This is a genomic window from Kluyvera chengduensis (assembly GCF_044197065.1).
Lineage (GTDB): Bacteria > Pseudomonadota > Gammaproteobacteria > Enterobacterales > Enterobacteriaceae > Kluyvera > Kluyvera ascorbata_C.
This window is the reverse complement of the sequence record NZ_JBIQOI010000002.1, coordinates 1,026,671-1,049,601: the sequence shown is the minus strand read 5'-3', so window position 1 is coordinate 1,049,601 and position 22,931 is coordinate 1,026,671. Positions and strand designations below refer to the sequence as shown.

The window sequence follows — 22,931 nt, the reverse complement described above, 5'->3', positions numbered from 1 at the left end:
AAAAACGACAAATTTAGCTGATGAAAATCAATAAAAAGAGTAATTAAAGAAAGCGAAGTGATCATTTGGTCGGTGTACTCACAAAGTGGAACATTGTCACCACAGTAAGTATAGCGTGCTGGTGGAATACTATACAGCCAGAGGAAATGAAATGTTGCCTTACCATTTGTAGGGATAAATGCCTGACGGCCTCAGTTGTTGCGGGGAGGGATGGCGCTCTTTTGCTGGCGATCGGCGATGAAAATAAATTGCATAAAAAACATGCAAAATATACCGTTGTTTAATTATTAAGTATGTATTCTTATATTACAAAATAATATGGGGAGCATTTAGCAGGATATTATAAGAAGGCACTTTTTATTTATGGCTTTCCCGGTTCTGGACGATAATGCTTATCGTTGGCAGTCAGTATGCATTATAATTTGACGGGGACCATTAGGTTAGCTTGACGGTTTGTTTGGGAATATTCTAATTTGTAGTCCAGGCGAAGAAAAAAGCTAAGTTGCTGCTGCTGTTGCGATATCATTGAGCTTACGCTTGATAGAATATTCTTAATTAATCATTTTTTGGCAAGATTATCGTGTTAAAACTAAATAGATTTTTCGCACTTTTTGTGATGATGGTAGGACTGTTCGGTACTGTGCTTCCTGCCCGCGCGTCTTTTACCGAGACGATCAAGGATGGCTATAACACGCTGAGCAATAACATTGTGCAGACTTGGGATGAGCCGCAGAATTATGATCTGTATGTACCGGCGATTACCTGGCATGCACGTTTTGCCTACGATAAAGAGAAAACGGATAAATACAATGAACGTCCCTGGGGTGCAGGTTTTGGTATCTCACGTTGGGATGATAAAGGTAACTGGCATGGCATCTATTTGATGGCATTTAAAGACTCCTATAATAAGTGGGAACCGATTGGCGGCTACGGTTGGGAAGCCACCTGGCGACCGCTGGCGGACGATAATTTCCATCTCGGCTTGGGTTACACGATTGGGGTGACCGCGCGCGATAACTGGAACTATATCCCGGTACCGGTTGCGCTGCCGATGGCCTCTATCGGTTACGGGCCCGCTACGTTCCAGATGACCTACATTCCCGGAACCTATAACAACGGTAACGTCTACTTCGCGTGGCTCCGTTTCCAGTTCTAAAAGCGGCCTGGAGCACAGCGTGCGGTAAAGTCAACCCGCGAATAAAAGTTAGAGACATTTATCACTTTTTAACGAAGTTAGGCTGGACAAAACCCACGACAATTGTTGTACTGTTAACTGACACAGATTAGTGTCGTTTTTTCATATAAAGGTAATTTTGATGTCTAAGATTAAAGGTAACGTTAAGTGGTTTAATGAGTCCAAAGGATTCGGTTTCATTACTCCGGAAGATGGCAGCAAAGACGTATTCGTACACTTCTCTGCAATCCAGACCAACGGTTTCAAAACTCTGGCTGAAGGTCAGCGTGTAGAGTTCGAAATCACTAACGGTGCCAAAGGCCCTTCTGCTGCTAACGTTACCGCTCTGTAAGCGAGAATAGCAGTCAGAATTCAAAACCCGCTTAACCGCGGGTTTTTTTTATCCTTTTTCTAGCGACTAGAGCTGAAAAGCCAGAAGGCCAGAGCGGTCATCGCAAATGAGCCCAACAGGTTGACCGTAATATTCAGCAGCGCCCAGCTAAACTTCCCCGCCTGCAGTAAGAAGACCACTTCCGCCGAGAAGGTGGAGAAGGTCGTCAGCCCCCCGCAAAACCCCGTAGTAATGAGCAGCTTCCAGACCGGGTCTATCTGAGGTAGACGATTAAACCAGGCAAGTCCGGCACCGATGATAAATGCCCCAATCAGGTTAGCCGTTAACGTGCCCAGAGGGATGGCATGGTGCATGGGATTGAATTTCAGGCTCAGCAGCCAGCGAGCAACGCTCCCGGTACCTCCGCCAATAAAAACGGCCAACAAAAGTTGCATCATGCGAGTTTCCTGCCATTTTCTATTAATGGGCTCAGTTTAACGCTGAATAGATGAATCTGGCTATATACTCATCAGCATTCATCACATTGATATATTAACAGAACCTGAGGAGCGGGGATGCGGGTAGCTGCAGGACAGTTTGTTGTCACGCCGGAGTGGCAGGTCAATGCGCAACGCTGTGTGGCGCTAATGCGTTCGGCAGCAGAGTCGGGGGCTTCTTTGTTGGTGTTACCGGAAGCACTGCTGGCGCGTAGTGATACTGACCCTGATATGTCCGTAAAGTCAGCGCAGTCGCTTGATGGCGGTTTTATGCAGATATTAAAAGCGCAAAGCCGCCGTGATTCAGTGACGACGGTGCTGACTATTCATACTCCCTCTTCAGAAGGCCGTGCGAGAAACACGCTGGTGGTGCTGCGTGAAGGAGAGGTGATTGCCCACTATCATAAACTCCACCTCTACGATGCATTTTCTATCCAGGAGTCAAAACGGGTGGATGCTGGTGATGAACTCCCGCCGCTGATTGAGGTTGAAGGTTATAAGGTGGGGTTGCTGACCTGCTACGATCTTCGTTTTCCCGAGCTTGCATTAACCCTCGCACTTCAAGGGGCGGATATTCTGGCGCTTCCCGCAGCCTGGGTTCGTGGGCCGCTGAAAGAATACCACTGGTCAACGCTGCTTGCGGCCCGTGCGCTGGATACCACCTGTTATATCGTGGCAAGCGGCGAATGTGGGACGCGGAATATTGGTCAAAGCCGGATTATCGACCCGCTGGGGGTGACTCTGGCTGGCGCTACGGCCGAACCGCAGCTGATAGTTTCTGATATTCAGCGAGAGCATCTTTTGAACGTTCGCCATCAGCTTCCGGTATTGGTGAATCGACGGTTTGCGCTACCGCAATTAACGTGACGTTTTTTTAAACAACGCTTGATTCACCTTGTTACAGATTGCTATTGTGTGCGCGCGCCAGATAACCGTTAATAAACCACAGTGATGTGGCGCATTCTGCAGCCTGTTTTTGAGAAGAAGGTATCTATGGGTGAGATTAGTATTACCAAACTGCTGGTAGTGGCAGCACTGATTGTTCTGGTGTTTGGTACCAAAAAATTACGGACTCTGGGTGGGGATCTGGGTTCAGCCATCAAGGGCTTCAAGAAAGCCATGAATGACGATGAAACCACAGCGCAGAAAAGCGCAGACGAAACCCCGGCAGAAAAACTCTCTCATAAAGAGTAAGCAGGGCAGCGTTTCACGTGGCGCACCGATTCGCGTGCGTCATGCGCGGGTTTGACTACCTGCGGAAGGGGCTACAGCGTAAGCACGTTGTGGCCCTTTTTCATGGAAATGACGTTGCTAAATTTGTCTTATTGAAACAATTTATTTCCACGTGGGACATAAAAAAAGCCGCTTTCAGCAGAAAGCGGCTTTTTGTTTTTGGCTACGGGCTTATTTCACTTCCATGCCTTTAGCCTGGAGGTCGGCGTGGTAGGACGAACGCACGAATGGACCACAGGCTGCATGGGTAAAGCCCATGGCCAGCGCTTCGGCTTTCATCTCTTCGAATTCGTCCGGACTCACGTAACGCTGTACCGGCAGATGGTGACGGCTTGGCTGCAGATACTGACCCAGCGTCAGCATGGTGACGCCATGGCGGCGCAGATCGCGCATAACTTCGATAATTTCTGCGTTGGTTTCACCCAAGCCAACCATCAAACCAGATTTGGTTGGGATCTCTGGGTGGGCTTCTTTAAAGCGCTCAAGCAGTTTTAATGACCAGTTATAGTCAGCCCCTGGGCGAACCTGGCGATAAATACGCGGCACGTTCTCCAGGTTGTGGTTGAAGACGTCTGGTGGCGTTGCGGTCAGGATCTCTAACGCGCGATCCATACGGCCACGGAAGTCTGGCACCAGGGTTTCAATCTTGATAGTTGGGCTCTTCTCACGAATTGCAGTAATGCAATCAGCGAAGTGCTGAGCACCACCGTCACGCAGATCGTCACGATCCACAGAGGTGATAACCACATAGCGCAGCGCCATATCGGCAATAGTCTGAGCCAGTTTTTGTGGTTCGTTAGCATCCGGGGCCACCGGGCGGCCGTGGGCAACGTCGCAGAACGGGCAGCGACGGGTACAGATGGCGCCCAGAATCATAAAGGTGGCGGTGCCGTGGTTAAAGCACTCAGCCAGGTTAGGGCAGGAGGCTTCTTCACAGACGGAGTGCAGACCATTTTTACGCATGGCTGCTTTGATACCCTGGATACGGGAGGAGTCTGCCGGAAGTTTAATTTTCATCCATTCCGGTTTTCGCAGCAGCGCTTCGCGCTCTGTTGCCACGTTTTTAACCGGGATAAGGGCCATTTTATCGGCATCGCGGTACTTAACACCGCGTTCCATCACAATGGGTTTACTCATAGCGTACGTGTTCCAGTTCCGAGTATCGAGGGAAAGCGTTTCAATTCAAGGGAATGTTGTATTTATCAACTATTTTTGAATTTAGAGCAGGCAGTATACCATTTAAATGGGGCATAAAGCAGCCTACCGTGCCGGCAAATTGTAAAATAGTTGTTGAATAATGCTTTTTTGCCGGCTAAGGGAGCATGAGGAGTACGAAGCTCAGAACGCCTGGTGGATGACGTTGATAATGTTTTGCATTACCGGGTCACGCAGGCTGAGTTTGTTGTAATGCAATGAAAAGTCGACGCGTTCCTGCTGGAGTGGTTCGAAATCCAGCGTCTTTAATGGCCAGCACTGTTTGAAGATATGATAAAAGCGCAGCGGCATTATGCCTATCAGGTTACTTGAGGCGATCAGTGACGCGATGGTGAACAGGTTGTAACTGCTTACGCTCACCTGCCGATCGGGAAGCATATCGCGAATACGTTTATACTGGTCATTTTGCCCTGCACCGTCCATCGTCAGCAGGGTGTGCTCGTACTGCATCAGCGTGTCCAGAGAAGGCTCTTCATCAACTGCCGGGTGGTCGTTGCGGCACACCAACACCAATTTGTCGCTAAACAGCGAATGGCGTCCCAGCGTGCGCGGATTGTTATGTTCGTGGTTATCGATGATGAGATCGGTCTGAAACTGGCTGAGCTGCGCATTCGCGTCCGTCACGGCAACGTTGCGCAGCAGGACTTGCGGGTAGGTCTTTTTCACAATTTGGTAGATGACTGGCATCACAATGGCGCCTACGGAGGCAGCGGTGCCGATGGTGATAACCCGCTGCTTGTCATAGCTGCCGTTCAGGTCCAGCGCCCCCAGAATAGACTCCAGACCCTGACTGATATATTCATGAAGATGCGTAGCATAAGCCGTTGGCGTGACTCCCTGACCTTTACGAATAAAAAGAGGATCGGGGAAGAGGAGTCTAAGTTTCTGAATTGACTGACTTATCGCAGAAGGGGTGAGATTCAGTATTTTCGCAGCATTTACGATGCCTTTATGCACATATACCGCTTCAAATATGGTCAATAAATTAAGATCTATATTACGTAGCGTACGGAAGATTTGTGGCGTGTCATTTTCGACATTAAGGTTGATTTTATTTTCAGGCTTATCGTTATAATCCACACTGCTTACCCCATATTCATTCACACCATGAATGATAGTTTATCGTAATAATAATATTATTATTCTGGTCGCCACTCGATCGCAAGATAAAAACGCGATTTTTGCGTTATGAGTCAATGCATTAGTAAAGCTAATGCTTTGATGTAATCTATGTTTATGTGCGGTTTTTTACGCAAAATTGCGATCTACGATGCATTTTATAGTGAAATCATTAAGAAAAAATAGAGAATCATTCCCTTATTGTAAAGGGCGACAGACAAATATAGTGAATGGCCCAACGGATTATTGGGCCAAAATATATAATATATTAAGCGTGGATATATTCGTGAGGCGGATTGTTTAGCAGCGCTAAAAAATGGGAGACTAATCGTGGGGATATATTTTCCGGCTTCGCGTCATTAACCCATTGCGAAACCTGGGCCATTTCCATTCCCGCATAACCACAAGGGTTAATTCTCAGGAAGGGGGACAGATCCATGGCAATATTGAGTGCCAGACCGTGGAATGAACAGCCTTTACGAATGCGCAGCCCCAATGAGCAGATTTTTTTCTCGCCGACGTAAACACCCGGCGCATCGGCGCGCGGATGTGCCTCAATGCCGACTTCTGCCAGCGTATTCACGACAGTCTGCTCCAGAAGCGTGACCAGTTCGCGCACACCAAGCTTGCGGCGTTTGAGGTTTAACAGTACGTACATTACCTGTTGACCCGGCCCATGATAAGTCACCTGACCACCCCGATCGCTCTGAATCACCGGAATATCTCCCGGAACCAACACGTGTTCGGCCTTACCTGCCTGGCCTTGCGTAAACACAGGCTGATGTTCAACCAGCCAGATTTCATCCAGCGTGGATTCATCACGGCTATCGGTAAAATCATGCATTGCCTGAGAAATGGGTTCGTAGGATTGCAGGCCAAGTTGACGGATCAGGAGGGTATTTAAGTCCAAAACAGCGTCTCCGCAGAGAGGGGAAATGATGGTTGCAGAGTATATCACAGGGAGAAGGGGGGAGGCGTTACCCGGCTGTGCCGGGTAACGGTGATGCGATTACAGCACCATACGGACGATTTCGATATTGCCCAACTCTTCGTACAGCGTCTCTACCTGCTCAATGTGAGTAGCATTGATGGTAATGGACACCGAGTGGTAATTGCCTTTGCTGCTTGGTTTTATCTGCGGAGAGTAGTCACCTGGCGCATGGCGCTGTACCACTTCAACCACCAGGTCAACCAGCTCAGGTTTCGCCAGACCCATTACTTTGTAAGTAAATGGTGTAGGGAATTCAAGCAGTTCGTTCAGTTTGGTTTTCATGTCAGCTCCAGTGTTGAAAAAGAACAACTCCCGCCAAATGTGCGGGAGTTGTTTTTACTATGCATAGTATATGGGGATGGAAATCACACTTTCAAGTGGGTGATTTTTAACCAAACCAGTGGTGGAACATTAATTTAATGTAATCAATGATCTTACCGAAGAAGTTGCCTTCAGGAATTTCCTGCAGGACTACCAGAGGACGTTGATCGATGGTTTTGCCATCCAGCTGGAAGTTAATGGTCCCTACAACCTGATTTTTCTGCAGTGGCGCATGCAGTTCGCTGGTGGTCAGCACGTAGCTGGCCTTCAGGTCTTTCATGCGGCCACGTGGGATAGTCAGATAAACGTCTTTATCAACGCCCAGAGAGGCGCGATCGGTATCACCAAACCAGGCTGGCTCAGAAGCGAACTCTTTACCGGCTTTAATTGGGTTCACGGTTTCGAAGAAACGGAAGCCCCAGGTCAGCAGTTTTTTACTTTCGGTTTCACGTCCTTTGTAGGTACGACCGCCCATCACAGCAGAAACCAGGCGCATCTGACCTTCGGTTGCGGAAGCCACCAGGTTGTAGCCTGCTTTATCGGTGTGGCCGGTTTTGATGCCGTCCACGTTCAGGCTGTTGTCCCACAGCAGACCGTTACGGTTGAGCTGACGGATACCGTTAAAGGTGAACTCTTTTTCTTTGTAGATGGTGTATTCGTTCGGTACGTCACGGATCAACGCCTGGCCAATCATCGCCATGTCGCGTGCGGAGCTGTACTGACCATCAGCGTCCAGGCCATGAACGGTCTGGAAGTGGGTGTTCTGCAAGCCCAGCGCGGTGACGTAGCTGTTCATCAAGCCAACGAAAGCATCCTGGCTACCGGCCACGTAGTCGGCCATCGCGACGCACGCATCGTTGCCGGATTGCAGGTTAATACCGCGGATAAGCTGGGATACAGGAACCTGCATGCCAGGCTTCAGGAACATCAGGGAAGAGCCTTTGAATACCGGGTTGCCGGTCGCCCAGGCATCGTTGCCGATAGTGACTAAATCTGACTCTTTAAATTTACCTGCTTTCATTGCCTGGCCGATGACGTAGCTGGTCATCATTTTGGTCAGGCTCGCCGGGTCGCGACGGCTGTCAGCATTCTGCTCAGCCAGGACTTTACCGGAGTTGTAATCAATAAGAATGTAGGATTCCGCGTCAATCTGCGGAACGCCTGGGATCATGGTTTTGATGTTCAGGTCATCGGCGTGGGCAGCGGAAGACAGTGCTGCGACGGAGAGCGCCGGAATGAGTAAGCGAGCGAAAAAAGAGGTCTTCATGGTCAAAACAACGACATCCGTGATGGAGTTAAAAAAGTGCCTTACTATAGCAAATGCCCTACAGACAGGCATCCGACATCGCATATGACTTTGTTAATGACTTTTACATATACGAAGATTCGGATACCTCTGAGCGCTCTAGTTGGCGTGAGTAATAAACGATTGCAGCTGCGCTTCGCTCTGCAAACGCTGTTGTATTGTGCTGGCCTCGCTTTTGCTGCCGAACGGACCGAGCTGAATACGCCACACCGCACCGTTTTGCGTGACGCGGCCCGGTACGGAAAACTGCTGACTTAAGCGCTGCTGATACTGCTGCGCACGGGCCTGATCGCTAACGGCCCCCACCTGAACGACGTAATTGCCGGTGGTCGCGGATGCAGTTGAGGCAGCGGCCGGGGCGGCAACTGCTGCGGCCGCTGGGGCGCTAACCGGAGCGGTGCTTGCCGGCGCGCTGACCGGTGCTGCCGTCGCGGCAGGGGCTGGCGTTGGGGCTGGCTCTTCCAGTACGCCGCTATTTAATGGTGTTGGGGCGCCAAGGAAACCACCGCTTTTCACCGGTGCGCCTTCGCCGTTGTCGGCGGAGGTCAGGGTATCGTTGCTGATAGCGCGAACGTCACCCTGTGGAGCGCTGGCCTGTGGGGCGGAAGAGGCGCTGCCCATCCCGCCGCTCAGATCCGGGCGGCTCGGCAGGGCATAGGTCTGTTTCGCTACGGTGGTACAGGCCATGCCAGGACCAGAAAGTGAACCATCCTGAGCCACAATAATCGGGTCGATACGGACCTTGGTATTATTGGAGGTGTTTAGACGATCCGCTGCGGCGCGAGAAAGAGAGATCACACGATCGTTGCCATATGGGCCGCGATCGTTAATGCGTACCACGATCATTCGACCGTTGGCCAGGTTGGTGATACGCGCGTAGCTCGGAATAGGCAACGTTGGGTGCGCCGCCGTCAGCTGCGTCGGGTCGAAAGCTTCACCGGAGGCCGTCAGGTTGCTGCCCGGTTCGGCATCATAAATGGCGGCGAGACCGGCCTGGCTGAAGTTTGACGGGGCCTGAACGATTTTGTATTTCTTACCGTCGCGTTCATAGTCCTGATTTGCAGTTGCATTCAGGGGTTCAAAGCGCGGATCGGCCCCGCTGATTTCTACCGACGGGCCGTTACATACCGCAGGTTGTGGTGCAGAGACGGTTTTTTGTTGAACATCATCGCTCGAACAAGCCGCCAGCAGCCCTGCCGCTATGCAGATCCCAAGCCATTGCTTACGCATTGAGCACCCCTTAGACGCTTTTTGACAACATTTTTCTGTGGGTGTGTATCGACATGACGATACCAAACCCGGCCATCAGTACGATCAGGGCCGAGCCCCCGTAGCTGACCAGCGGTAGCGGTACGCCAACCACCGGCAAGATGCCACTTACCATACCAATATTTACGAAGACATAAACGAATAAAATCAACATTAAACCGCCGGCCATCACGCGACCGAAGGACGTTTGTGCCTGAGCAGCAATCCACAGTCCGCGCATAATCAGCAGGACGTAGAGCGCCAGAAGGATAAGAATCCCGATAAGCCCCAGCTCTTCTGAAAGCACCGCGAAGATAAAGTCGGTGTGGCGTTCCGGTAGAAACTCGAGCTGCGACTGCGTACCGTGCAGCCAGCCTTTCCCGCGCAGGCCGCCGGAGCCAATGGCGATTTTAGATTGAATAATGTGGTAGCCCGCGCCCAGCGGGTCTGATTCTGGGTCCATGAGCATCATGACGCGCTGGCGTTGATAGTCGTGCATCAGGAAGAACCACAATATCGGAATGAAGGCGGCGACCAGCAGAACGGCAACCAGAATTAAACGCCAGCTTAAACCGGCCAGGAACAGCACGAAAAGGCCTGAGAGTGCGATAAGAATCGAAGTCCCCAGGTCAGGCTGTGCGGCAACCAGCAGGGTTGGCAGGAAAATCAGTATCAGCGCGATCCCGGTGTTTTTCAACGTTGGTGGACAGACATCGCGGTTGATAAAACGCGCTACCATCAGCGGCACCGCGATTTTGGCGATTTCCGACGGCTGGAAGCGGACGACACCCAGATCCAGCCAGCGCTGTGCGCCTTTGGAGATAGCGCCAAAGGCATCTACCGCCACGAGCAGGATAATACAGAAGATATAGAGCCACGGGGCCCAGCCTTCGTATACGCGCGGTGGGATCTGCGCCATCACGATCATGATGACGATACCCATCGCAATCTGGCCGATTTTTCGCTCCATCATGCCCATATCCTGGCCGCTGGCGCTCCAGATAACCAACGCACTGTAGGTCAGCAGCGCCAGCAGAATGAGCAGCATGGCAGGGTCGATGTGGATTTTATCCCAAATGGATTTTTTGTTCGGATTATCCGTCATGTTTATTGGTCCTCCGACGCGGCGGCGGCTGGGTTCTCTGCCGGTAAATCGGTGTTGTTATCGCCCAACATAATGTGGTCGAGAATTTGACGCATAATGGTACCAACTGCCGGACCCGCACCGCCGTTTTCTAAAATAATAGCGACCGCCACCTGCGGGTCGTTATACGGTGCGAACGCGGTCATTAATTTATGGTCACGCAAACGCTCTGCAATACGGTGGGCGTTGTACGTTTCGTTTGCTTTCAGACCAAACACCTGGGCGGTACCTGACTTGGCGGCAATTTTGTACGGCGCGCTGGCAAAATACTTATGCGCGGTACCGTTGCCACGGTTGGCAACGCCAAACATCCCATCTTTAGCAATTTCCCAGTAGCCGGAGTGAATATCGCCAATTGGCGGTTCCTGAGGCTGGACCCAGGGGACTTTTTTTCCATCTTCTACCGTGCTGGCGAGTAGATGAGGCGTTTTGATGATGCCATCGTTAATCAGGATCATCAGCGCTTTGCTCATCTGGATAGGTGTCGCGGTCCAGTAACCCTGACCGATCCCCACCGGAATGGTATCGCCCTGATACCACGGTTTCTTAAAGCGTTTCAGCTTCCATTCGCGCGTCGGCATGTTACCGGAACGTTCTTCCGAAAGGTCGATGCCGGTGTAATCACCGTAGCCAAACTTGCTCATCCACTCAGACAGACGGTCAATACCCATATCATAGGCGACCTGGTAGAAGAAGGTATCCGCGGACTCTTCCAGCGCTTTGGTGACGTTCAGGTGGCCGTGGCCCCATTTTTTCCAGTCACGATAGCGTTTTTCTGAGCCAGGAAGCTGCCACCACCCTGGGTCAAACAGGCTGGTATTGCGGTTAATCACACCCGCGCTCATAGCGGAGACGGCCACATACGGTTTCACCGTTGAGGCTGGAGGGTAAACCCCCTGGGTGGCACGGTTCACCAGCGGCGTGTTTGGATCGTTTAGCAGGCCGCTGTAGTCTTTACTGGAAATGCCATCAACGAACAGGTTTGGATCGTAGCTTGGCATTGAAACCAGCGCCAGAATGCTGCCGTTGCGTGGGTCTGTGACCACCACGGCGGCACGGCTACCGGCGAGCAGAGTTTCGATATACTGCTGTAGCTTCAGATCAAGCGTCAGGTAGATATCGTGACCGGCCTGCGGCGGCACCTCTTTGAGCTGGCGGATAACGCGGCCACGGTTGTTAACCTCAACCTCTTCATAGCCGGTCTGCCCGTGCAGCATGTCTTCGTAATAACGTTCGATACCGAGTTTGCCGATATCGTGGGTCGCCGCATAGTTGGCGAGCTTACCGTCTTTATCCAGGCGGTCGACGTCTTTATCGTTAATTTTGGAGACGTAGCCGATGACGTGGGTCAGGGCAGAACCATACGGATAGAAGCGGCGCTTGTAGCCTTTAACCTCAACGCCCGGGAAACGGTACTGGTTGACGGCAAAGCGCGCCACCTGCACTTCGGTGAGGTTGGTTTTCAGCGGAATGGAGGTAAAGCGATGCGAACGCGCGCGCTCTTTTTTAAAGGCGGCAATATCATCATCGGAAAGGTCGACGACGCTGCGCAGGCCATCAATGGTCTCCTGCACGCTGTCGACTTTTTCCGGCATGATTTCTAGCTGGTAGATGGTGCGGTTAAGCGCCAGCGGCGTCCCGTTGCGATCGTAAATAATGCCGCGACTTGGCGCGATAGGCACCAGCTTGATGCGGTTTTCGTTAGAACGCGTCTGGTAGTCGGTAAAACGGACGATCTGCAAATTGTAGAGGTTGGCAATCAGCACGCCGGTAAGCAGCAAAATTCCCAAAAAAGCGACCACCGCCCGGCGCACAAAAAGCGCGGACTCTGCCGTATAGTCGCGAAAAGAATTCTGTAGTTTCATTCGCTGCTTAATCTACCTAGGTCTCATTACTCGCGGTGGTAAGGGTGGTTGGTGGTAATACTCCACGCCCGGTACAAACTTTCGGCAACCAGCACGCGCACAAGCGGGTGCGGGAGCGTCAGCGTGGAGAGCGACCAACTTTGTTCTGCTGCGGCTTTGCATGCCGGGGAAAGACCTTCAGGGCCGCCGATAAGCAGACTGACGTCACGACCGTCGCCTTTCCAGCGTTCCAGCTCGCGCGCAAGCTGTGGCGTATCCCAGGGTTTGCCTGGAATATCCAGCGTGACGATGCGGTTTTTTCCTGCGGCGGCGAGCATTAACTCGCCCTCTTTATCCAGAATACGTTTGATGTCCGCGTTTTTACCGCGCTTGCCGGCAGGAATTTCCACCAGTTCGAACGGCATATCTTTCGGAAAACGACGAAGGTATTCGGTAAATCCGGTTTGTACCCAATCCGGCATTTTGGTGCCGACGGCGACCAACTGCAGCTTCACAACTTAACCCCAGAGCTTTTCCAGTTCATACAGGCGACGGCTGTCTTCCTGCATGACATGGACAATGACATCGCCTAAATCAACAACAATCCAGTCGCCGGTATTTTCGCCTTCAACGCCCATCGGCAGCAAACCGGCGGCGCGGGATTCCTGGACCACATGGTCAGCAATGGACATTACGTGGCGGCTAGAGGTGCCAGTACAGATAACCATGCAATCAGTAATGCTGGATTTACCTTTAACATCAATAGAGATGATGTCCTGACCTTTCAAATCATCAATTTTGTCGACAACAAAATCCTGGAGTGCTTTACCCTGCAAGTGTTCCCCCTGGGGTGTGAAGATAAACAATATTAAACAGCCTGACAGTATACCCGAACTGAAAACATTATCGGGACAAAAAATCACCGAACGAGCGTTCTGGCGGGCTATCATCCCATCCCTTCACGCCGATTGCATCGCCATTTTTGTAAAACAATTTCTGTCCACAAGTGTTGGAGGGGGATGTTTCTGGCTGCGGAGGATAACAGCCTTGCAACGCGTGTCAATGGGTGGACGGAGGTCTGGTGCAGAAATCCGTTTTATTCCGCTTCCGGCAGCCAGATTGCGCGACTATTGAGCACTCGGAGGGTGACGAATTCCGCTGAAAAATCAATAACGCTCCACGCGCCGTGGTCGATGCGAAAATGCCACATTCCGGCCATCGGCATGCCGAGTAACAGCGCTGTCAGCAGGCTAAGCACGCCCTGGTGACTGACGATAAGCAGATTTTCATCCTGGTAGTGAGCGAGCTCGGCAGTAAATGCCGAGATGCGACCAGAAAAATCGGGAAAGCTTTCGCCATTGGTCGGCGCGGCATGCTGCCAGTCGGCGCACCAGGCGGCGTAGTTTTCTTTATCTTCAATCTGAAGGTCACGGTGATGACGCATCTCCCAGTCACCGAAAAACATTTCGTTAAGCAGCGGGTGTGGCGTGACGGGAATTTGACGATTGCCTAACAGCAGACGCGCCGTATGCTGGGTGCGCTCCAGTTCGCTGCACAGTACGCGGTCGAAGGGAACGTGATGCAGCATCTCGCCGAGCCGTTGAGCCTGCTGCTGACCTTTTTCTGTAAGTGGAGTAGGGGTGTGGCCGCTGTAAAGCCTTGCTACGTTGGCTTCAGTTTCACCGTGGCGCACCAGCCAGATTTTCATCGTGCTTCCCCTTTAGCCTGGCGCTAGGCGCCGTGGTGATAGAGCCCCTGATTCATGATGTAAGAGAGCACGGCCTCCGGCATCATTTCCTCGCAGGACTCGCCGCGCTCTAAGCGTTCACGAATCAGCGTAGCGGAGACGTCAAACCACGGTGTTTCCGCGAGGTAAATTTTCCCTGCTGGCTGGTTATGTAGGTCTTCGATATTGCTGGTGAGGTGGCGGTCGAGCCACTGCTGGTGTTCTTCTTGCTTCATGGTCAGCGGATAGCCAGGTCGACGTGTGACCAGCAGATGAGCGTTATCGAGGATCGTTTCATAGCGCTCCCAGCTTGGGAAGGTCAGCAGTGAGTCCTGGCCGATGATAAACGCGAGCGGTTGATCTGGGCCTTGCTCCTGCCGCCATTCCTGCAGCGTATCTGCCGTCCAGGATGGCGTATCGCGGCGCAGTTCGCGTTCGTCGAGGACGAACAGCGGTTTGTCGGCAATGGCCAGTTCGACCATAAACTTGCGCTGTTCGCTGGTGGCTTCCGGCTGCGGGCGGTGCGGTGGCACGTTGTTGGGCATAATAATGACCCGAGACAGACCAATCAGGTTGGCCAGAATCTCTACCGGCTTAAGGTGACCGTAGTGAATGGGATCGAAGGTCCCGCCAAAAAGCGCCTGTAGTTTTGCCATATCATCCATCGATAAAAACGTCGGCCAGTGCTTTATGACAAAGCAGTAGCGACAAACTTTCCAGTTCAGCCCAGACCGACTGACCGTAATCTTGCTTCAGCGTGAGTTCCGCGTGGCTTAACAGCGTGACGGCTTGACGAAGCTGCGGCGCGCTAAGGCGGTTGAGCGCATCGCCCACCATGCCACGACGGTTTTGCCAGACCCGATGCTTATCAAACAGCGAACGCAGCGGCGTGTGCGCACTCTGACGTTTCAAGGTCACCAGCAGCAGCAGTTCGCGTTGTACGGTACGCAGCAGAATAACCGGCTCGCTGCCTTCTAATCGTAGCTGTTGCAGGATATGCAGCGCACGTTTGCTTTTACCGGCTAACAGGGCGTCGACCCAGTGGAAGGGGGTAAAGTGCGCGGCATCGTTAACGGCTTGTTCGACGCGAGGCAGCGTCAGCTTACCGTCCGGCCACAGTAGCGACAATCGTTCCAGCGCCTGCGACAGTGCCAGCAGATTACCTTCATAGCAGTAACACAGCAGTTGGCTGGCGGGTTCATCAAGCTGGAGGTTGCTCTGTTTTGCGCGGTTGGCAAGCCAGCGCGGCAGGTTCGCCGGTTCCGGCGTCTGACAGCTAATCTGTACGGCACGGGTGGCCAGCGCGGCCAGCCAGGCGGCGTTTTCCTGCGCTTTGGTCAGCTTGTTGCCGCGAACGATCAGCAAAAGATCGTCATGCAGCAGGCCGACCAGCGTAGCGAGCTGTTCGTTCATTGCCGCATTAGGCCCGTTTTCAGGCAGCAGCAGCAGCAGCGTCTGGCGGCTGGCGAACAGGCTCATTGCCTGACACAGAGAAAAGAGCTCATGCCAGTCGGTACTGGCATCAAGCGTAAAGGTATGGTGCTCGATAAAGCCTTCGCTGACGGCGGCATGCCGTATTGCGTCCTGACTTTCTTGAAGGAAAAGGGGATCATTACCGAGCAGGAGATACGCCGCGCGCAGCCCTTCAGAGAGCTGCGCGCGGAGTTGTTCTGGGTACAACCGAATCATCAGTTACCCAGAGTGGTGGAGACACGAGAGCTAGCCGCAGGCTTGTCTGCCTGATTCGCCTCGCTCTCTTTGACATCAGCAACGTGTACGCTTGGCAGCTTACGCACGAGCTGCTCAGCTGCTCTTTGGTACATCTCTTTTACGATGAGGTCTTGCTCGTTGTCTTTAGCCAGCGCTTGTTGCGGGTTGTCAAAGAACGAACGGAACACTTTGGTGTTGATCGGGAAGATATCCTGACCCGGGATCAGCACCGTAGCGTTGACCGTCATCACCATCTGATACTCAGCGGTTTGACCATTCTGGAAGACGGAAGCGGTATCCTTCTGGATGCTGGATGAGCCAAGACGCAGAGACGGAACGTCCTGACGCGTCGTGCTCTGATCAAGCACGCTAATACCACTCGCTCTCAGCTGATCGCGGACCGCACGGCTCAGAGGGCCGTTAGGATCGCTGGACTGAAGAATCAATGTTTTCATATCGTCCGGTACCTGCGTAGTACTACGCAGATGCCAGCCGCATCCGGCGGTGACCAGCACCGCCAAAGATAACAACAATGTTGTCAGGTATCGCACGCTTCCTCCCGCGCTTAGCCAACGACCAGGTTAAGCAGCTTGCCCGGTACGTAAATCACTTTACGTACGGTTACGCCCTCAAGGTATTTTGCAACCAGGTGTTCCTGGCCTGCACGTTCACGCACTTGTTCTTCGGTCGCATCTACCGCAACGGTGATTTTACCGCGAACTTTACCGTTGACCTGAACGACGACCAGCGTGGTGTTTTCGACCATCGCTTTCTCGTCAGCCACCGGCCACGGCGCGTTATCGATATCGCCTTCACCACCCAGTTCTTGCCACAGCGTGAAGCAAACGTGAGGGGTGAACGGGTTAAGCATACGCACGACGGCCAGCAGCGCTTCCTGAATCAGAGCGCGATCCTGTTCATCTTCCTGCGGTGCTTTCGCCAGTTTGTTCATCAGCTCCATAATCGCCGCGATGGCGGTGTTGAAGGTCTGACGACGACCGATATCATCGGTAACTTTAGCAATAGTTTTATGAACGTCACGGCGCAGAGCCTGTTGATCTTCACTTAATGCATCTACGTTCAGAGCTGCAACCGGGCCACGTGCGGTGTGCTCGTAAACCAGTTTCCAGACGCGTTTCAGGAAGCGGTTAGCCCCTTCGACGCCGGATTCCTGCCATTCCAGGGTCATATCCGCTGGGGAAGCAAACATCATGAACAGACGCACGGTGTCCGCACCGTAGCGCTCAACCATGACCTGCGGGTCGATACCGTTGTTTTTGGACTTGGACATTTTGCTCATGCCGGTATACACCAGCTCATGGCCTGCCGTGTCCTTCGCTTTCACGATACGGCCTTTTTCGTCACGCTCAACGATAGCGTCAACCGGGGAAACCCAGTTACGTTCGCCGTTGACGCCCACGTAGTAGAAGGCATCCGCTAGCACCATGCCCTGACACAGCAGCTGTTTAGCCGGTTCATCAGAGTTCACGAGACCTGCATCGCGCATCAGTTTGTGGAAGAAGCGGAAGTAGAGCAGGTGCATGATGGCGTGTTCGATACCGCCGATGTAGATATCAACCGGCAGCCAGTAGTTTGCCGCTTTAGAATCCAGCATGCCTTCCTGATACTGCGGGCAGGTGTAACGCGCGTAGTACCAGGACGATTCCATGAAGGTATCGAAGGTGTCGGTTTCACGCAGTGCAGGCATACCGTTAACGGTTGTTTTTGCCCACTCAGGATCGGCTTTGATCGGGCTGGTAATGCCATCCATTACCACATCTTCCGGCAGGATAACCGGCAGCTGATCTTCTGGCGTTGGCAGTACGGTGCCGTCTTCCAGCGTCACCATTGGGATTGGCGCGCCCCAGTAACGCTGACGGGATACACCCCAGTCGCGCAGACGGTAGTTCACTTTACGTTCGCCAACGCCCATTGCGGCCAGTTTGTCGGCAATCGCATTAAAGCCGTCTTCATAGCTCAGACCGTCGAACTCGCCGGAGTTGAACAGGGTGCCTTTTTCAGTCAGCGCCTGCTCGGAGAGATCGGGCTTGCTGCCGTCGGCTGCAAGGATAACCGGCTTAATGTTCAGGCCGTATTTGGTAGCAAACTCGTAGTCACGCTGATCGTGGCCCGGAACGGCCATCACTGCGCCAGTACCGTATTCCATCAGCACGAAGTTTGCCGCCCAAACTGGAATGGCTTCGCCAGTCAGTGGGTGAATCGCTTTAAAGCCGGTGTCGACGCCTTTTTTCTCCATGGTCGCCATGTCGGCTTCAGCCACTTTAGTGGTGCGGCATTCGTCGATAAAAGCAGCCAGGGTTGGGTTGTTTGCCGCAGCCTGCTGTGCCAGCGGGTGGCCCGCAGCAACGGCCAGGTAGGTGCAACCCATAAAGGTATCTGGACGGGTGGTGTAAACGGTCAGCTTGTCGGCGTAGTCGTTAACGTCAAAGGAGATCTCAACCCCTTCGGAACGGCCAATCCAGTTACGCTGCATCGTTTTCACGGTGTCAGGCCAGTGATCCAGATTATCCAGATCGCTCAGCAGTTCGTCGGCGTAAGCGGTGATTTTGATAAACCACTGCGGGATCTCTTTACGCTCAACTTTGGTATCGCAACGCCAGCAGCAGCCGTCGATAACCTGTTCGTTCGCCAGTACGGTCTGGTCATTCGGGCACCAGTTCACCGCAGAGGTTTTTTTGTAGACCAGGCCTTTTTTATACAGCTCGGTGAAGAACTTCTGCTCCCAGCGATAGTATTCCGGGGTGCAGGTGGCCAGCTCGCGGCTCCAGTCATAGCCAAAGCCCAGCATTTTGAGCTGGTTTTTCATGTACGCGATATTGTCGTACGTCCACGGTGCAGGCGCGGTGTTGTTTTTTACCGCGGCGCCTTCAGCAGGCAGGCCGAACGCATCCCAGCCGATTGGCTGCAGAACGTTTTTGCCCAGCATGCGCTGATAGCGAGCAATCACATCGCCGATGGTGTAGTTACGGACGTGGCCCATGTGTAGTCGACCAGAAGGATAGGGTAGCATCGACAGGCAGTAATACTTCTCTTTGCTCTCGTCTTCAGTAACTTCAAATGTGCGCTTCTCATCCCAGTGAAGCTGGACTTTCGATTCTATCTCTTCCGGGCGGTATTGCTCTTGCATGGCAGCCAGTGATCCTATTTTCAATACAGCTACAAATGTAGCCAATAGACGTGGTATTTCAGATCCGCATAGCATAGCCCAAACGTTCACGTCAAAACAGCCTTTCGCACATTATGGCGGCGAAAAGCTCCGGGCAACATTTATCAACTCTGTGGTAAAGCTGGCAAAGCAGAAAGCAAATAACGGCTATTATTAGAAGAGGTTAACTAGCTGGGAGAGGAAACAATGAACAAGGTTGCTCAAATTTACCGTGAATTGGTTGGCTCGCTAACTGAACGTCTGCGCAATGGTGAACGCGATATCGACGCCCTGGTTACACAGGCGCGGGCGAAAGTCGCACAAACCAGCGAGTTAACGCGTACTGAAATTGATGAACTGCTGCGCGCCGTTCGCCGTGACCTCGAAGAATTTGCGATGAGCTACAGCGAAAGCCAGGAAGATGAATCCGACAGCGTGTTTTTGCGGGTGATTAAGGAGAGTATCTGGCAAGAGTTGGTGGATATTACCGACAAAACGCAGCTGGAGTGGCGCGAGGTTTTCCAGGACTTGAATCATCATGGGGTGTATCACAGCGGGGAAGTGGTCGGGCTGGGCAACCTGGTGTGTGAGAAGTGTCACTACCATCTGGCGGTGTATACGCCGGACGTACTGCCGCGTTGCCCGAAGTGTGGGCATGACCAGTTCCAGCGCCGCCGGGACAGGCTCACTGGTAAAACGCTAACCGTTCCGCCAATAGGTCAACAAACGCCTCACGGTCTACATCCACCATCACCGTCGCATTCGGTTTACTCCCCGTCAGGAAGTAATAATCCACTACGGTCATCCCTTGGGTGTATTTCCCCTGCGTCTCTACGCCAACCCAGCGTTCAACGGTGGTGAAAATCTCCGGCTTCAGCAGCCAGGCGATGGTGCATGGGTCATGCAGTGGTGCGCCGACAAAGCCCCATTTTTCATCTTTGTGGTACTCCATAAAGAAGTCGAGTAGCTCGGCAACAATCGTGGAAACCGGGTTGCCGATGGCGCGGAAACGTTCGGTATCGGCGGCGTGGATCTGTGCTTTATGGGTCACATCAAGTCCGGCCATCACCACCGGAATACCCGACTGGAAGACGATTTCAGCGGCTTCCGGATCAACGAAGATATTGAACTCAGCGGCCGGCGTCCAGTTGCCGAGCGTCATCGCGCCGCCCATGATAACGATGTGGGCGATTTTCGCGTGCAGCTCAGGGTGGCTGTTTAGCAGCAAGGCCACGTTGGTTTGCGGGCCAGTGGAGACAATCGTCACCGGCTGCGGGCTTTCACGCAGGGTTTTGGCCATCAGCTCAACGGCGGTGCATGGCTGCGGCGCAAAGGAAGGCTCTGGTAGGGCCGGGCCATCAAGCCCGCTCTCGCCGTGCACGTTATCGGCAATAATCAGCTCGCGCATCAGCGGCTTCACCGCGCCGCCAGCGACAGGAATGTCCGGGCGCTTCAGTAGCGTCAGCATACGCAGCACGTTATGCAGCGTTTTGTCAGGCGTCTGGTTCCCGGCGGAAGAGGTGATGGCTTTTACCTCCAGTTCAGGTGAGGCAAGAGCAAGAACAATGGCGATCGCGTCGTCATGACCCGGGTCGCAATCGAGAATAATCGGCTGTGCCATAGCGGTTCCTTTTCAGCATTATTTTGTGACAAGGGTAAAGCTTGAATGGAGAAGGGACGAGAATAGAGACGCCAAAGCGTGATGCAGCGCGCAAAAGGGTAGCCCGGCGTCGCTTTGCTCGGCCGGGCTAGATCAGAGTGGTTAGTGCAGGATTTTGGCGAGGAAATCTTTTGCGCGGTCAGATTTCGGGTTGGCGAAGAAGGCCTCTTTGTCGGCATCTTCGACTATCTTGCCTTCATCCATAAAGATGACGCGGTTGGCCACTTTGCGCGCAAAGCCCATTTCGTGGGTCACCACCATCATGGTCATCCCTTCGTTCGCCAGTTCGACCATGACGTCCAGCACTTCGTTGATCATCTCAGGGTCAAGTGCCGACGTCGGTTCATCAAACAGCATTGCCACCGGATCCATGCACAGCGCACGAGCGATCGCTACACGCTGCTGCTGGCCGCCGGAGAGCTGTGCCGGGAACTTGTTGGCATGAGCGGAAAGCCCTACGCGCTCAAGCAGCTTTAAGCCCTTGTCGCGGGCGGCGGCTTTATCGCGCTTGAGCACTTTCACCTGCGCCAGCGTCAGGTTCTCGATGATAGACAGGTGCGGGAACAGCTCAAAGTGCTGGAACACCATGCCGACGTGAGAACGCAGCTGCGCAAGGTCGGTTTTTTTGTCGTTAACCTTGGTACCGTTGACCAGAATTTCGCCCTGTTGCACCGGCTCCAGGCCGTTAACGGTTTTAATCAGCGTGGATTTGCCGGAGCCGGACGGCCCGCACACTACCACCACTTCGCCTTTTTTCACTTCCGTGGAGCAATCGGTCAGCACCTGAAAGTGACCATACCATTTAGAGACGTTTTTCAGGGTAATCATTATACGGTCCTTTTCTTCAAGTAGCTGACCAGCAGCGAGGCGCTAAGGCTAATAACAAAATAGACAAAACCAGCAAACAGGATCATTTCCACCTGAGTCCCGTCACGCTCACCAATCGTGGAGGCGGTACGGAAGAAGTCCGCGAGGCTCAGGACGTACACCAGCGAGGTATCCTGGAACAGGACAATCCCCTGGGTTAACAGCAGCGGCACCATAGCGCGGAAGGCCTGTGGCAAAATGATGAGTTTCATCGACTGCCAGTGGGTCATCCCCAGCGCCAGCGCAGCGCTGGACTGCCCGCGAGAGATGCTCTGAATACCCGCACGGATAATCTCGGAATAGTAGGCGGCTTCAAACATTGAGAACGCCACCATGGCAGAGATCAGGCGGATATCGCTTTTCGGCGACAGCCCGAGCACGTTTTGCAGGAAGCCCGGCACAATCAGGTAGAACCACAGCAGCACCATCACCAGCGGCACGGAGCGGAAGACGTTGACGTAGGCTTTAGCGAACCAGGCAATAGGCTTAAATGCTGACAGACGCATTACCGCCAGCAGCGTACCCCAGACGATACCGATGATAATCGCCGTGACGGTAATTTTGAGGGTGATAACCAGACCTGCCAGCAGGTAAGGCATCGACGGAACAATCGAACTCCAGTCAAAATCGTACATTATTTACCTCCCAGATTGCCTGGCAGGCGGATTTTGCGTTCCACCAGCGCCATCACCAGCATAATCACGGCGTTAATGAAGACGTAGGCGAGGGTGATCGCCGTAAAGGATTCCCAGGCGTGCGCGGAGTAGTCCAGCAGCTTGCCCGCCTGCGCGGCCATGTCCACCAGACCAATTGTGGAGGCGATGGCCGAGTTTTTCACCAGGTTCATCATCTCGGAGGTCATCGGCGGCACAATTACGCGATAGGCGTTTGGCAGCAGCACGTAGCGGTAGGTTTGCGGTAGGGTCAGGCCCATCGCCAGACCGGCGTTCTTCTGCCCACGTGGCAACGATTGAATGGCGGCGCGTACCTGCTCGCAGACGCGGGCAGCGGTAAACAGACCCAGACAGATCATCGAAGAGAGGAAGAACTGAATGTTCGGATCCAACTCTGACTTAAACCACATGCCGAGGTCTTCCGGCAGCAATTCCGGCACCACGAGGTACCAGGTAAAGAACTGCACGATCAGCGGAACGTTACGGAACAGCTCGACGTAGCAGGTGCCGAGCGAGGATAAAAAGCGGTTAGGAACGGTACGCAGGATGCCGAACAGCGAGCCGACGAGGAAAGCGATAATCCAGGCGGTAATCGAAAGCGCGACGGTGACCTGAAAACCGCTCCAGAGCCAGCCGAGATAAGTGGTGTTGCCGAATGGGGCCTGTTGTAAAAAGATACCCCAGTTCCAGTCTATTGACATAATG

General features: G+C 53.1%; 24 protein-coding genes and 1 pseudogene. 5 read left to right on the top strand and 20 right to left on the bottom strand.

What is annotated here, in order from left to right; translation table 11 throughout:
- The first annotated feature begins 580 nt into the window (after window positions 1-580).
- Both pagP and cspE read left to right on the top strand, forming a co-directional pair.
- Window positions 581-1,156: a lipid IV(A) palmitoyltransferase PagP gene (gene pagP, locus ACH1XZ_RS10600; protein WP_395595485.1), complete on the top strand. Its 576-nt coding sequence runs from the start codon at window positions 581-583 to the stop codon at window positions 1,154-1,156.
- A 160-nt stretch (window positions 1,157-1,316) separates the two neighbouring features.
- A complete protein-coding gene (gene cspE / locus ACH1XZ_RS10595; protein WP_000034826.1) occupies window positions 1,317-1,526 on the top strand; it encodes a transcription antiterminator/RNA stability regulator CspE in 210 nt (69 codons plus the stop codon).
- Window positions 1,527-1,585: 59 nt separating this feature from the next.
- Here cspE and crcB read toward each other — a convergent pair whose 3' ends face one another.
- Complete coding sequence (crcB, locus tag ACH1XZ_RS10590; RefSeq protein WP_395595484.1) at window positions 1,586-1,963, bottom strand: fluoride efflux transporter CrcB; 378 nt, start codon at window positions 1,961-1,963, stop codon at window positions 1,586-1,588.
- Window positions 1,964-2,080: 117 nt separating this feature from the next.
- Between crcB and ACH1XZ_RS10585 the strand changes: the two genes are divergently transcribed.
- A complete protein-coding gene (locus tag ACH1XZ_RS10585; protein ID WP_395595483.1) occupies window positions 2,081-2,869 on the top strand; it encodes a deaminated glutathione amidase in 789 nt (262 codons plus the stop codon).
- A gap of 126 nt (window positions 2,870-2,995) precedes the next feature.
- Window positions 2,996-3,196 (top strand): twin-arginine translocase subunit TatE, encoded by a 201-nt coding sequence (gene tatE / locus ACH1XZ_RS10580; protein ID WP_035894336.1) that lies wholly within the window; start codon window positions 2,996-2,998, stop codon window positions 3,194-3,196.
- A 210-nt stretch (window positions 3,197-3,406) separates the two neighbouring features.
- Here the strand turns inward: tatE and lipA are convergent, their stop codons facing one another.
- From lipA to leuS, 15 genes are all read right to left on the bottom strand, one after another.
- Window positions 3,407-4,372 carry a lipoyl synthase gene (lipA, locus tag ACH1XZ_RS10575; RefSeq protein ID WP_035894335.1) on the bottom strand — a complete coding sequence of 322 codons (966 nt, stop codon included), beginning with the start codon at window positions 4,370-4,372 and terminating at the stop codon, window positions 3,407-3,409.
- 201 nt (window positions 4,373-4,573) lie between these two features.
- On the bottom strand, window positions 4,574-5,530 hold the full coding sequence (locus tag ACH1XZ_RS10570) for a YbeF family transcriptional regulator (protein ID WP_395595482.1): 957 nt from the start codon (window positions 5,528-5,530) through the stop codon (window positions 4,574-4,576).
- Between the two features lie 307 nt (window positions 5,531-5,837).
- A complete protein-coding gene (gene lipB / locus ACH1XZ_RS10565) occupies window positions 5,838-6,479 on the bottom strand; it encodes a lipoyl(octanoyl) transferase LipB (RefSeq protein ID WP_395595481.1) in 642 nt (213 codons plus the stop codon).
- 99 nt (window positions 6,480-6,578) lie between these two features.
- The gene (ybeD, locus tag ACH1XZ_RS10560) at window positions 6,579-6,842 is read right to left on the bottom strand and encodes a DUF493 family protein YbeD (protein ID WP_035894333.1); all 264 of its coding nucleotides are present in this window, start codon (window positions 6,840-6,842) and stop codon (window positions 6,579-6,581) included.
- A 106-nt stretch (window positions 6,843-6,948) separates the two neighbouring features.
- Window positions 6,949-8,148 (bottom strand): D-alanyl-D-alanine carboxypeptidase DacA, encoded by a 1,200-nt coding sequence (gene dacA / locus ACH1XZ_RS10555; protein ID WP_123650106.1) that lies wholly within the window; start codon window positions 8,146-8,148, stop codon window positions 6,949-6,951.
- 138 nt (window positions 8,149-8,286) lie between these two features.
- The gene (rlpA, locus tag ACH1XZ_RS10550; RefSeq protein ID WP_395595480.1) at window positions 8,287-9,417 is read right to left on the bottom strand and encodes an endolytic peptidoglycan transglycosylase RlpA; all 1,131 of its coding nucleotides are present in this window, start codon (window positions 9,415-9,417) and stop codon (window positions 8,287-8,289) included.
- Between the two features lie 10 nt (window positions 9,418-9,427).
- A complete protein-coding gene (mrdB, locus tag ACH1XZ_RS10545; protein WP_395595479.1) occupies window positions 9,428-10,540 on the bottom strand; it encodes a peptidoglycan glycosyltransferase MrdB in 1,113 nt (370 codons plus the stop codon).
- A gap of 2 nt (window positions 10,541-10,542) precedes the next feature.
- Window positions 10,543-12,444, bottom strand: coding sequence for a peptidoglycan DD-transpeptidase MrdA (gene mrdA, locus ACH1XZ_RS10540; protein ID WP_395595478.1), 1,902 nt, complete (start codon window positions 12,442-12,444; stop codon window positions 10,543-10,545).
- Between the two features lie 26 nt (window positions 12,445-12,470).
- On the bottom strand, window positions 12,471-12,938 hold the full coding sequence (rlmH, locus tag ACH1XZ_RS10535) for a 23S rRNA (pseudouridine(1915)-N(3))-methyltransferase RlmH (protein WP_035894327.1): 468 nt from the start codon (window positions 12,936-12,938) through the stop codon (window positions 12,471-12,473).
- A 3-nt stretch (window positions 12,939-12,941) separates the two neighbouring features.
- Window positions 12,942-13,259 (bottom strand): ribosome silencing factor, encoded by a 318-nt coding sequence (rsfS, locus tag ACH1XZ_RS10530; protein WP_035894326.1) that lies wholly within the window; start codon window positions 13,257-13,259, stop codon window positions 12,942-12,944.
- Window positions 13,260-13,519: 260 nt separating this feature from the next.
- Complete coding sequence (locus tag ACH1XZ_RS10525) at window positions 13,520-14,131, bottom strand: adenosylcobalamin/alpha-ribazole phosphatase (RefSeq protein ID WP_395595477.1); 612 nt, start codon at window positions 14,129-14,131, stop codon at window positions 13,520-13,522.
- 23 nt (window positions 14,132-14,154) lie between these two features.
- Window positions 14,155-14,814: a nicotinate-nucleotide adenylyltransferase gene (gene nadD / locus ACH1XZ_RS10520; RefSeq protein WP_395595476.1), complete on the bottom strand. Its 660-nt coding sequence runs from the start codon at window positions 14,812-14,814 to the stop codon at window positions 14,155-14,157.
- Entirely contained in the window at window positions 14,807-15,838 is a 1,032-nt protein-coding gene (gene holA / locus ACH1XZ_RS10515; RefSeq protein WP_395595475.1) for a DNA polymerase III subunit delta, read from the bottom strand. The genes nadD and holA overlap by 8 nt, the downstream gene beginning before the upstream one ends.
- Window positions 15,838-16,410, bottom strand: a complete 573-nt coding sequence (gene lptE / locus ACH1XZ_RS10510) for an LPS assembly lipoprotein LptE (RefSeq protein WP_395595474.1) — start codon at window positions 16,408-16,410, stop codon at window positions 15,838-15,840. The genes holA and lptE overlap by 1 nt, the downstream gene beginning before the upstream one ends.
- A gap of 14 nt (window positions 16,411-16,424) precedes the next feature.
- A complete protein-coding gene (leuS, locus tag ACH1XZ_RS10505) occupies window positions 16,425-19,007 on the bottom strand; it encodes a leucine--tRNA ligase (protein ID WP_395595473.1) in 2,583 nt (860 codons plus the stop codon).
- A gap of 225 nt (window positions 19,008-19,232) precedes the next feature.
- Between leuS and ACH1XZ_RS10500 the strand changes: the two are divergent.
- A pseudogene (locus ACH1XZ_RS10500) lies at window positions 19,233-19,700 on the top strand (zinc ribbon-containing protein); the annotation flags it as partial.
- A gap of 10 nt (window positions 19,701-19,710) precedes the next feature.
- On the opposite strand, the gene rihA reads toward ACH1XZ_RS10500, so the two are convergent.
- From rihA to ACH1XZ_RS10480, 4 genes are all read right to left on the bottom strand, one after another.
- The gene (gene rihA / locus ACH1XZ_RS10495) at window positions 19,711-20,646 is read right to left on the bottom strand and encodes a pyrimidine-specific ribonucleoside hydrolase RihA (protein ID WP_395595472.1); all 936 of its coding nucleotides are present in this window, start codon (window positions 20,644-20,646) and stop codon (window positions 19,711-19,713) included.
- Between the two features lie 141 nt (window positions 20,647-20,787).
- The gene (locus tag ACH1XZ_RS10490) at window positions 20,788-21,513 is read right to left on the bottom strand and encodes an amino acid ABC transporter ATP-binding protein (RefSeq protein WP_395595471.1); all 726 of its coding nucleotides are present in this window, start codon (window positions 21,511-21,513) and stop codon (window positions 20,788-20,790) included.
- Window positions 21,513-22,187: a glutamate/aspartate ABC transporter permease GltK gene (gene gltK, locus ACH1XZ_RS10485; RefSeq protein ID WP_333495036.1), complete on the bottom strand. Its 675-nt coding sequence runs from the start codon at window positions 22,185-22,187 to the stop codon at window positions 21,513-21,515. Before gltK ends, ACH1XZ_RS10490 begins: the two co-directional genes overlap by 1 nt.
- Window positions 22,187-22,927: an amino acid ABC transporter permease gene (locus tag ACH1XZ_RS10480; protein WP_395595470.1), complete on the bottom strand. Its 741-nt coding sequence runs from the start codon at window positions 22,925-22,927 to the stop codon at window positions 22,187-22,189. Before ACH1XZ_RS10480 ends, gltK begins: the two co-directional genes overlap by 1 nt.
- Window positions 22,928-22,931 lie beyond the last annotated feature (4 nt).